This window comes from Streptomyces tateyamensis, from assembly GCF_003205575.1.
Lineage (GTDB): Bacteria > Actinomycetota > Actinomycetes > Streptomycetales > Streptomycetaceae > Kitasatospora > Kitasatospora tateyamensis.
This window is the reverse complement of sequence record NZ_PYBW01000063.1, coordinates 1-11,500: the sequence shown is the minus strand read 5'-3', so window position 1 is coordinate 11,500 and position 11,500 is coordinate 1. Positions and strand designations below refer to the sequence as shown.

Below are 11,500 nucleotides of genomic sequence, written 5' to 3'. Positions count from 1 at the left end.
ATCCGGAACAGCGACTGCCCGGCCCCGCGCCCGGCGCCCAGTTGCTCGGGCGAGACGGCCCGGGCGACCAGTGAGGCGACCGAGAGCACCGGCCGGCCCGTCTGGTCGGCCACCGTGATCGCGACGCTCTCCGGCCCGTTCGGCGTGATCCGCACCCGCAGTGCGGTCGCGCCCGCGGCGTGCAGGGTGACGCCGTTCCAGACGAACGGCAGCACCGCCTCGCCACCGCGCCGACCGTCGTCGGAGACCAGTCCGGCGTGCATCGAGGCGTCGAGCAGCGCCGGGTGCAGACCGAAGGCGGCCGCGTCGGTCTTGGCCTCGTCCGGCAGGGCCACCTCCGCGAACACCTCCTCGCCGCGCCGCCACGCCGCCTTGAGGCCCTGGAACACCGGACCGTAGCCGTAGCCGAGGCCGAACAGCATGTCGTAGGCGCCCTCGACCTCGACCGCGGTCGCACCGGCCGGCGGCCATTCGGTGAGCGGCTCCGGGGCCGACTCGGAGGCGGTATCGGTGCCGGTGCCGGTGCCAGTGCCGGTACCTGAACCGAGCAGGCCGTCGGCGTGCAGGATCCACGGCGCGTACTCGCCCTGGCGGGAGTGGATCCGCAGGGTGCGGCGGCCCGCCTCGTCGGCGGCTCCGACCAGCACCTGGAGCTGGACCGCACCGCCGTCGGCGGGCAGCAGCAGCGGGGCGGTCATCGTCAGCTCCTCCAGCACCGGGCAGCCGACCTCGTCGCCGGCCCGGATGGCGAGCTCCACGAACCCGGTACCCGGCAGCAGCACGCTGCCCATCACGTCGTGGTCCGCGATCCACGGCTGGTCGGTCACCGAGAGGCGGCCGGTCAGCACCACGGCGTCGGAGTCGGGGTCGGGCAGGACCGCGCCGAGCAGCGGGTGCTCGACCGCCACCAGGCCGGCCGAGCCGACCCCGCCGAACTCGCCCGCGAGCCAGGACTCGGAGAGGAAGTCCTGCAGGTTCAGCCAGAACCGGCGACGCTGGAAGGCGTAGGTCGGCAGGTCCACCCGACGCGCACCGGAGTCGGCGAAGAAGGCGCGCCAGTTGACGGCCACTCCGCGCGCGTGCATCGCGCCCAGCGCCGCGACAAGCTCGCGCACCTCGTCGCGGTCGCGGCGAGCGGTGGCGATGAAGGACAGGGTGGGGTCGTCCGGGCCCATGGGGGTCAGGGCGGCATCGGGGCCGACCTCGACGAAACGGGTGACGCCGTCGTTGACGAGGGTGGTCAATGTGTCGGCGTACCGGACGGTGCCGCGTACATGGTTGACCCAGTAGTCGACGGACGCTACATCATTGACCAGGGGAATCAACGGTTGATTGATGGTCAACCCGTCAACGACTGCACGGAACTCGTCCAGCATCGGATCCATCAGCGACGAGTGGAACGCGTGCGAGACCGTCAACCGCTTCGTACGACGATCCGCAAAGTGCTCCGCAACCCGGTCGATCTCCTCGGACGGGCCGGACAGCACCACCGCACGCGGACCGTTCACCGCAGCGATATCCACACCGAGGCCAGCAACCTCCTCCTCGGTGGCCTCCACCGCCAGCATCGCCCCACCCGCGGGCAGGGCCTGCATCAGGCGGCCACGCGCGGTGACCAGCTTGGCCGCGTCCTCCAGCGAGAACACGCCCGCGACGTGCGCGGCCGCGATCTCACCGATGGAGTGACCCGCCAGATAATCCGGCTTCACACCCCAGGACTCCAGGAGCCGGAACAACGCCACCTCGAACGCGAAGATCGCCGGCTGCGCATACTGGGTCTGGTTCAACTGCTCATCGCTGCCCAGGTCAAGATGCTGGGCGAGTTCCTCCCACGCCGCCGCAAACACCGGGAACACAGCCGCCAACTGACGGCCCATCCCCACCCGCTGGCTGCCCTGCCCCGTGAACAGGAACGCCGTCCCCCCGGCGGTCCGCGACTCGACCCCGCCTCGGCCCTCGGCCACCGCCACCAGCGCGGCGAGCAGCTCCTCGCGAGTCTCCCCCACCACCACCGCGCGGTGCTCGAAGGCACCCCGTGCGGTGGCGAGCGAGTACGCCACGTCCACCGGCGCCAGCTCCGGCTGCGCCGTGACGAACGCACGCAGCCGCTCCGCCTGGTCCTCCAGTGCCTCCGCCGTGCGGCCGGAGAGCAGCCACGGCACCGCCCCGGCAGGCCGGGCCGCCACCGGCTCCGCCGCCGCGGCGTCCACGGCGGGCGGCTGCTCGATGATCACGTGCGCGTTGGTGCCGCTGATCCCGAACGAGGAGACGGCAGCTCGGCGCGGCCGGTCCAGGGCCGGCCACTCCCGAGCCTCGGTGAGCAGCTCCACCGCGCCCGCGGACCAGTCCACCTTGCTCGACGGCTCGTCCACGTGCAGCGTCTTGGGCAGCACGCCGTGCTTGATGGCCTCGACCACCTTGATGATGCCCGCAACACCGGCCGCGGCCTGGGTGTGGCCCATGTTCGACTTGATCGAGCCGAGCCAGAGCGGCTCGCCGGCCCGGTCCTTGCCGTAGGTGGCGAGCAGGGCCTGGGCCTCGATCGGGTCGCCGAGCACCGTGCCGGTCCCGTGCGCCTCCACCAGGTCCACCTGGTCCGCCGAGACCTGGGCGTTGGCAAGCGCGGCCCGGATCACCCGACGCTGGGCGGGGCCGTTGGGCGCGGTCAGCCCGTTGGAGGCGCCGTCCTGGTTGATCGCGGACCCGCGCACGATGGCAAGCACCTGGTGCCCGTTCTTCCGCGCGTCCGAGAGCTTCTCCACCAGCAGCACGCCGGCGCCCTCGCCCCAGCCCGTGCCGTCGGCCGCGTCCGCGAAGGACTTGCACCGGCCGTCGGTGGCCAGGCCCTTCTGCCGACTGAACTCCACCAGGGTCTCCGGCGTCGCCATCAGCGCGACGCCGCCGACCAGGGCCAGCGAGCACTCACCGTTGCGCAGTGCCTGCACCGCCAGGTGCAGGGCGACCAGCGAGGAGGAACAGGCGGTCTCCACGGTGAAGGACGGGCCTTCCAGGCCCAGGGTGTAGGAGATCCGGCCGGCCGCGATGGCGCCGGTGCTGCTGTTGGCCGCGTAGTCGTGGTACATCATCCCGGCGTAGACGCCGGTTGCCGAACCCTTGAGCGTGGCCGGGTCGATCCCGGCCCGCTCCAGTGCCTCCCAGGCGACCTCGAGCAGCAGCCGCTGCTGCGGGTCCATGATCAGCGCCTCGTTCGGCGAGATGCCGAAGAAGCCGGGGTCGAACTCGGCCGCGTCGTAGAGGAATCCGCCCTGCTGGGTGTAACTGGTGTTCGGCCGCTCACCGCTGGGGTCGTAGAGCTTCTCCAGGTCCCAGCCACGATCGGTGGGGAACCCGCCGACCGCGTCCACGCCGTCCGCCACCAGCTGCCAGAGCTGCTCCGGGGTGCTGACACCGCCCGGGTAGCGGCAGGCCATGCCCACGATGGCGATCGGCTCACGCAGTTGCGCGGAGAGCTTGCGGTGCTCGGCACGCAGCCGCTCGGTCTCCTTCAGCGACGCGCGGAGTGCCTGGACCAGCTTGTCTTCGGTTTGCGCCATTGTCAGTTCCACGCTTCCGTCGTCGCGTCCTCGAAGTCGAGTCCGTCGAAGGCCATGTTGATCAGACTCTCGGTGTCCATGTCGTCGATGGACTCCTGCTCGGCGGGCTCGGCCGCGGTGTCCTCCTGCTCGGCCCGGACTCCGCCGAGCTCCAGCAGGCTTTCCATCAGACCGGCGTCCCGCAGCCGGTGCAGCGGGATGGCCTGCAGGATCCGGCGGATCCGGTCCTCGGTGGCGGCTTCGTCCCCACCGGCCTCGGGGGCCAGTTCGGTGACCAGGTACTCGGCCAGGGCGCGGGCGTTCGGGTAGTCGAAGACCAGGGTGGGCGGCAGCCGCAGGCCGGTCACCGCGTTCACCTGGTTGCGGAACTCCACCGCACTGAGCGAGTCGAAGCCCAACTCGCTGAAGGCGCGGTCCGGTTCAACGGCCTGCGGGCTGCTGTGGCCGAGAATCGCGGCCGCCTCGCCGCGCACCAGGTCAAGCAGCAGCGCGAGTTGCTCGGCCGCGCCGAGTCCGGCCAGGCGCGCCTTGAGCTCGCCCGACTGGTCCCGGCCAGCGGCTGCGGCCCGGCGCGCCTTGACCCGGACCAGGCCCCGCAGCAGCGGCGGCAGTTCGTCGCCCGCCTGCTGCAGCGCCTTCAGGTCCAGCCGGATCGGCACCAGCAGCGCCGAGTCCATTCCGGCTGCCAGATCCAGCAGTTCGAGGCCCTCGGCGACGGAGAGCGCGTCGACGCCCGAGCGGTTGATCCGCTGCACGTCGGCCTCGGCGCCCATGCCGCCCTGCTCCGACTCCCACAAGCCCCAGGCCAATGACTGCGCGGGCAGCCCGCTCGCCCGCCGGTGCGCAGCCAGTGCGTCCAGGTAGGCGTTGGCGGCCGCGTAGTTGGCCTGACCGGGGTTGCCGAAGACACCGGCGGCGGAGGAGAAGAGGACGAACGCACCCAGGTTCTGATGTGCCGTCAGTTCGTGCAGGTTCCAGGCCGCGTCCACCTTGGGTCGCAGCACCGCGTCCAGCCGCTCGGGAGTGAGCGAGCCGATCACCCCGTCGTCCAGCACGCCGGCCACGTGCACCACGGCCGCCAGCCGCTGCTCGGCGAGCAGCGCGGCCACCGCCGACCGGTCGGTCACGTCACAGGCGGCGACCGCCACCTCTGCGCCCAGCGTGGTCAGCTCGGCCACCAGCTCGGGCATCCCGCCCGCCTCGGCGCCACGCCGGCTGACCAGCAGCAGGTCACGGACACCGTGCGCGGTGACCAGGTGACGGGCCACCAGCTGACCCAGCGTGCCGGTGGCACCGGTCACCAGGACGGTACCCTCGGCGCCGAACGTGGCAGCCGGCTCAAGGGGTTCGGCGGCCGGTTGGGCTTCGGCCGGTTCGGCCGCAACCGGCACCTTCGCCAGACGCGGTGCGTAGAGCTTGCCGTCGCGGACCACCAACTGCGGCTCGTCCAGGGCAGTCAGCACCCCGAGGGGGAGGCTGCCGTCGGTGTCGACCAGCAGGAACCGGTCCGGGTTCTCCGCCTGGGCCGAACGGACCAGCCCCCAGACCGCCGCGCCCGCCAGGTCACCGACCCGCTCGCCGGGCAGCGCGACCGCGCCTTCGGTGACCACGGCCAGCGGGCCGTCCTGCTGCTCGGTCAGCCAGCCCTGCACGGCCGTCAGCGCCTCCCGCACCGCGGCCCGGGCCGAGGCGGCGTCAGCGCCGGTGGTCGGGCGCAGCAGCACCGGCTGGTCGCCCGCCACCGCGGTCGGCACGGCCACCGGCGCCCACTCCACCGCGAACAGGCTCTCGTGGAACGTGGCCCGGGCAGCTGCCAACTGCTCGGCGGAGATCGCCCGCAGGGTCAGCGAGCCGACCGAGGCGACCGGCTGCCCAGCCGCGTCGAACAGCTCCAGGGACACGCTGTCGGCCCCGGCAGGGGCCAGCCGCAGCCGGACGGCGCCGGCCCCGGCAGCGTGCAGCGCGACCTCGTTCCAACTGAAGGGCAGCACCGACTGCTCGCCGAACAGCCCGGTCAGCGCGACCGCGTGCAGGCAGGAGTCGAGCAGCGCCGGGTGCAGGCCGTAGGCCTCGCCCTCGGCCTGACCGTCCGGCAGCGCCACCTCGGCGAAGACCTCCTGGCCGCTCTTCCAGGCTGCCTTGAGGCCCTGGAAGACCGGGCCGTACTCCAGCCCGGCCTCGGCCAGGTCCGGATAGAGGTCGGTCAGGTCCACCGGCTCCGCACCGGCCGGCGGCCAGGCGGTCGGACCGCCCGGGTGGGTAAGACCGGTCGGCGCTGCGACCGGGCCGGGGCGCAGCAAGCCGGTAGCGTGCCGGGTCCACGGCTGGTCGGCCTCGTCCGGGCGGGCGTGCACCGATACCGTCCGGGCCCCCGCGTCGTCGGAGGCGCCGACCAGTACCTGTACCTGCACCCCGCCGGTCGGCAGCACCAGCGGGGCCTGCAGGGTCAGCTCGTCCAGCACGGCGCAGCCCGCCTGGTCGCCGGCCTGCACGGCCAGTTCGACGAAGCCGGTGCCCGGGAAGAGCACCGTGCCACCCACCTGGTGGTCGGCGAGCCAGGGCTGCGCCGCCGTCGACAGGCGACCGGTCAGGGTCAGCGCGTCGGAGTCCGGCGCCGGCACCACCGCGCCGAGCAGCGGGTGCTCGGCCGCGTCCAGACCCATCGAGGCAGCGTCGCCCGACCCACCGAACGGCTCCAGCAGCCAGAAGCCGCGCCGCTGGAAGGGATAGGTGGGCAGGTCCACCCGGCGGGCGCCGGGGAAGACCACCGACCAGTCGACCGCGACACCGGCGGTGTGCAGCCGGACCAACGCGCTCCGCACCGTCCGCAGCTCGGACCGGTCGCGGCGGGTGGTGGCGATGAAGGACAAGGCGGGGTCGTCCAGCCCCATGGGGGTGAGGGCGGCGTCGGGGCCGACCTCCAGGAACCGGGTCACGCCATTGCTGACAAGAGTGGTCAACGTGTCTGCGTACCGGACGGTGCCGCGTACATGGTTGACCCAGTAGTCGACGGACACTACATCGTTGACCAGGGGAATCAATGGTTGATTGATGGTCAACCCGTCAACCACCGCACGGAACTCGTCCAGCATCGGATCCATCAGTGACGAGTGAAAGGCGTGAGAGACCGTCAACCGCTTCGTACGACGATCCGCAAAGCGCTCCGCAACCCGGTCAATGTCCGCCTCGGGACCGGACAGCACCACCGCACGCGGACCGTTCACCGCAGCGATATCCACACCGAGGCCAGCGACCTCCTCCTCGGTGGCCTCCACCGCCAACATCGCCCCACCCGCGGGCAGCGCCTGCATCAGGCGACCACGCGCCGTGACCAGCTTCGCAGCATCCTCCAACGAGAACACACCAGCCACATGCGCAGCCGCGATCTCACCGATCGAGTGACCCGCCAGATAATCCGGCTTCACACCCCACGACTCCAACAGCCGGAACAACGCCACCTCGAACGCGAAAATCGCCGGCTGCGCGAACTGCGTCTGGTTCAACTGCTCATCAGTGCCCAGGTCCAGATGCTGGGCGAGTTCAGCCCAAGCCGCCGCGAACACAGGCTCGGCAGCTGCAAGTTCGCGGCCCATCCCCACCCGCTGGCTCCCCTGCCCCGTGAACAGGAACGCAGTGCCGCCGGGTGCGGCGGTACCGAGCGCGAGCTCGGGGCTGCTCTCCCCCGCAGCCAGGGCAGCCAGGCCGGCCAGCGCCTCCGCGTGGTTCTCCGCCACCAGCCCGGCCCGGTGCTCATGCGCGGTCCGGGTGACGGCGAGTGAGTAGCCGAGGTCGGCCAAGGCCAACTCAGATTCCGCCGCGAGCAGTTGGTGCACCTGCTCGGCCTGGGCGCGCAGCGCCTCGGGGGTCTTGGCCGAGAGCACAAGCGGGGTGACCGCCGGCCGGTTTCCGGCCTCGGCCTCCTCGGCGACCGCCACCGGCGGCTGCTCGATGATTACGTGCGCGTTGGTGCCGCTGATCCCGAAGGAGGAGACGGCAGCCCGGCGCGGCCGGTCCACGGCCGGCCACTCGCGGGCCTCGGTCAACAACCGGATGTTGCCCGCCGTCCAGTCCACCTTCGGCGAGGGCTCGTCCACGTGCAGGGTCTTCGGCAGCACACCGTGCTTCATCGCCTCGACCACCTTGATGATGCCCGCGACACCGGCTGCCGCCTGAGTGTGGCCCATGTTCGACTTGATCGAACCCAGCCAGAGCGGCTGGTCGCCCGGTCGGTCCTGCCCGTAGGTCGCCAGCAGCGCCTGCGCCTCGATCGGATCGCCGAGCACCGTGCCGGTCCCGTGTGCCTCCACCAGGTCGACCTGGTCCACCGTCAGCTGCGCGTTGGCCAGGGCCTGCCGGATCACCCGGCGCTGCGAGGGACCGTTGGGCGCGGTCAGTCCGTTGGACGCACCGTCCTGGTTGATCGCCGACCCGCGCACGATCGCCAACACCGGGTGCCCGTTGCGCCGCGCATCCGAGAGCCGCTCGACCAGCAGCATGCCGACACCCTCGCCCCAGGCAGTCCCGTCCGCACCGGCCGCGAAGGACTTGCACCGTCCGTCCGGCGCCAAGCCCTTCTGCCGGCTGAACTCGATGAACACCTCCGGCGTGGCCATCACCGCGACACCGCCGACCAGGGCCAGCGAGCACTCGCCGCTACGCAGCGCCTGCACCGCCAGATGCAGCCCGACCAGCGAGGACGAGCAGGCGGTGTCCACCGTGACGGCGGGGCCCTCCAGACCGAAGACGTAGGAGAGACGGCCCGAAGCCACTGCACCCGTGCTGCTGTTGTAGGTGTAGTCGTGGTACATCATCCCGGTGTAGACGCCGGTCGCCGAGCCCTTCAGCGTCCCCGGGTCGATGCCCGCCCGCTCGAAAGCCTCCCAGGAGGCCTCAAGGAGCAGCCGCTGCTGCGGGTCCATGATCAGCGCCTCGTTCGGCGAGATGCCGAAGAACGCCGGGTCGAACTCGCCCGCGTCGTAGAGGAATCCACCGCTGCGGGTGATGGTGGAGTTCGGCCGCTCGGCGGTCGGGTCGTAGAGCCGGTCCGGCTCCCAGCCGCGGTTGGCCGGGAAGTCGCCGACCGCGTCCACCCCGTCTGCCACCAGGCGCCACAGGTCCTCCGGCGAGCGGACCCCGCCCGGATAGCGGCAGGCCATGCCGACAATGGCGATCGGCTCGTCGGTCGCAGTGGTGGTCGCCACCACGGTAGCCGCCGCCTCGCCCACCCCGGTCAGCTCGCCGGTCAGGTACTCGGCCAGCGCCACCGGGTTCGGGTAGTCGAAGACCAGGGTGGCGGACAGCCGCAGCCCGGTCGCCTCGCTCGCCGCGTTGCGGAACTCGACCGCGGACAGCGAGTCGAACCCGAGGTCCCGGAAGGCCCGTTCGGGGTCAACCGCGGTGGCCGTGGCGTGGCCGAGCACGGCGGCCGCCTGGGCCCGCACCAGTTCCAGCACCGAAGCGAGCTGCTCGGCCGGCGCCAGTGCGGCCAGCCGCGCGCGCAGTGCCTGGGCCTGGCCGCTGCCGCCGGCCGCGGCGGTGCGACGGGCCGGGCGACGGACCAGGCCCCGGAGCAGCGGCGGCAGTTCGTCGCCCGCCTGCTGCAGCAGCTTCAGGTCCAGCCGGATCGGAACCAGCAGCGCCCGGTCCACGGTGCTCGCGGTGTCCAGCAGTTCGAGGCCCTGAACGGCCGTGATCGACTCGATTCCGGACCGGTTGATCCGCTGCACGTCCGCCTCGGCGCCCATGCCGCCCTGCTCCGACTCCCAAAGGCCCCAGGCCAGCGACTGCGCGGGCAGCCCGCTCGCCCGCCGGTGCGCGGCCAGTGCGTCCAGGTAGGCGTTGGCGGCCGCGTAGTTGGCTTGCCCTGCGCCACCGAACACACCGGCCGCGGAGGAGAAGAGCACGAAGGCACCCAGGTTCTGATGTGCCGTCAGTTCGTGCAGGTTCCAGGCCGCGTCCACCTTGGGTCGCAGCACCGCGTCCAGCCGCTCGGGAGTGAGCGAGCCGATCACCCCGTCGTCCAGCACGCCGGCCACGTGCACCACGGCCGCCAGCCGCTGCTCGGCGAGCAGCGCGGCCACCGCCGACCGGTCGGTCACGTCACAGGCGGCGACCGCCACCTCTGCGCCCAGCGTGGTCAGCTCGGCCACCAGCTCGGGCATCCCGCCCGCCTCGGCGCCACGCCGGCTGACCAGCAGCAGGTCACGGACACCGTGCGCGGTGACCAGATGACGGGCCACCAGGCGGCCCAGCGTGCCGGTGGCACCGGTGACCAGGACGGTCCCGTCCGTGGTGAAGGTGCTCGCCGGTGCGGCCTCCTCGACCACCGGCACCTTGGCCAGTCGGGCAGCCGCGACCGTGCCGGCGCGGACCAGCAGCTGCGGTTCGTCCAAGGTCACCAGAGCGGCCGGGTCGAGCGTGCCGTCGCTGTCCACCAGGACGAAGTTGCCCGGGTTCTCCGCCTGCGCGGAGCGGACCAGGCCCCAGACCGCAGCGCCGGCCAGGTCGGTGACCGCCTCGCCGGGCAGTGCGACCGCGCCCTTGGTGAGCACCACCAACGGCGCCTCGTGCTCCGCCGCCAGCCAGTTCTGAACGGTGACCAGTGCCTCGGCGGCGGCGACGTGCGCGGCGGCCGCGTCCAGCCCAGCCGTCGGACGCCACACCGTCGGCTCGACCGTACCCGCCGGGAGCGACGGGACGGCGAGCGACAACCAGTCCAGTTGGAACAGCGCCTCGTGGTGGGCCGCCTGCGCGGCTGCCAACTGGTCGGCGGAGATGGCGCGCAGGGTGAGCGCCTCGACGGTGAGCACCGGCCGACCGGCGAGGTCGGCCACCGCCAGCGCCAGGCTGTCCCCGCTACCGGTCGGCCGCAGCCGAGCGCGCAGTGCGCCGGCCCCGGCTGCGTGCAGGGTGACGCCCTGCCAGGCGAAGGGCAGCTTGGCGGTGGCCTCGGCAGCCGGGCGCAGCGCCAGCGCGTGCAGGCAGGCGTCGAGCAGGGCCGGGTGCAGTCCGTAGGCGGTGGCGTCGGCAGCGGCGTCGGCGTCGGCAGGCAGGGCCAACTCGGCGTAGATCTCCTCGCCGAGCAGCCAGCCGGCCGTCAGACCTTGGAAGACCGGGCCGTAGAGCAGCCCGGCTTCGGCCAGGTGCGCGTACAGCTCCTCGGTGGCCAGCGGCTCGGCGCCGGGCGGCGGCCAGGCTGCGGCGTCGAAGTCGCTGTGAGCCGCCGCCTCGGTGGCGGTGAGCAGGCCGGTGGCGTGCCGCGTCCAGGCGCCGTCGGGTGCGTCCTCGATCCGCGAGTGGACGCTCACCGCGCGGGCGCCGGAGTCGTCCAGCGCGCCCACCGCGACCTGGAGCTGCACGCCGCCGTGCTCCGGCAGCACCAGCGGGGCCTGCAGGGTGAGCTCGGCCAGGGTGCCGCAGCCGAGCTGGTCGCCGGCCCGGACGGCCAGCTCGACGAAGCCGGTCCCCGGGAAGAGCACCGTGCCGCCGACCGCGTGGTCCGCCAGCCAGGGCTGACCCGCCGTCGAGAGGCGGCCGGTGAACAGTACGCCGGCCCCCTCCGGCAGCGTGACCAGCGCGCCGAGCAGCGGGTGCCCGGCGGCGTCCAGGCCGGCGCCCAGCACGTCGCCGCCACTGCCGGGCTGGTCCATCCAGAACCGGGACCGCTGGAAGGCGTAGGTGGGCAGGTCGACCCGGCGTGCACCGGTGCCGGCGAAGTACGCCTCCCAGTCGACAGGTCCGCCCGTGCTGTACAGCCGGCCGAGGGCACCGGCCAGCGTTACGGTCTCGGACCGGTCACGGCGGGTGGTGGCGATGAACGTCAGGGCGGGGTCGTCCAGGCCCATGGGGGTCAGGGCGGCGTCGGGGCCGACCTCCAGGAAACGGGTCACCCCGTTGGACGCGAGGGTGGTCAACGTGTCGGCGTAGCGGACGGTGCCGCGTACATG

At 72.6% G+C, this 11,500-nt stretch carries 2 protein-coding genes; both read right to left on the bottom strand.

The window, feature by feature from the left end; all coding sequences use genetic code 11:
• Positions 1-3,560, bottom strand: a 3,560-nt coding sequence (locus C7C46_RS18805; protein WP_425470094.1) for a type I polyketide synthase, incomplete at its 3' end; no start/stop codon positions are given.
• The coding region (locus C7C46_RS18800) for a type I polyketide synthase (RefSeq protein WP_146259128.1) at positions 3,557-11,500 on the bottom strand (7,944 nt) is incomplete at its 5' end. The genes C7C46_RS18800 and C7C46_RS18805, both read right to left, overlap by 4 nt.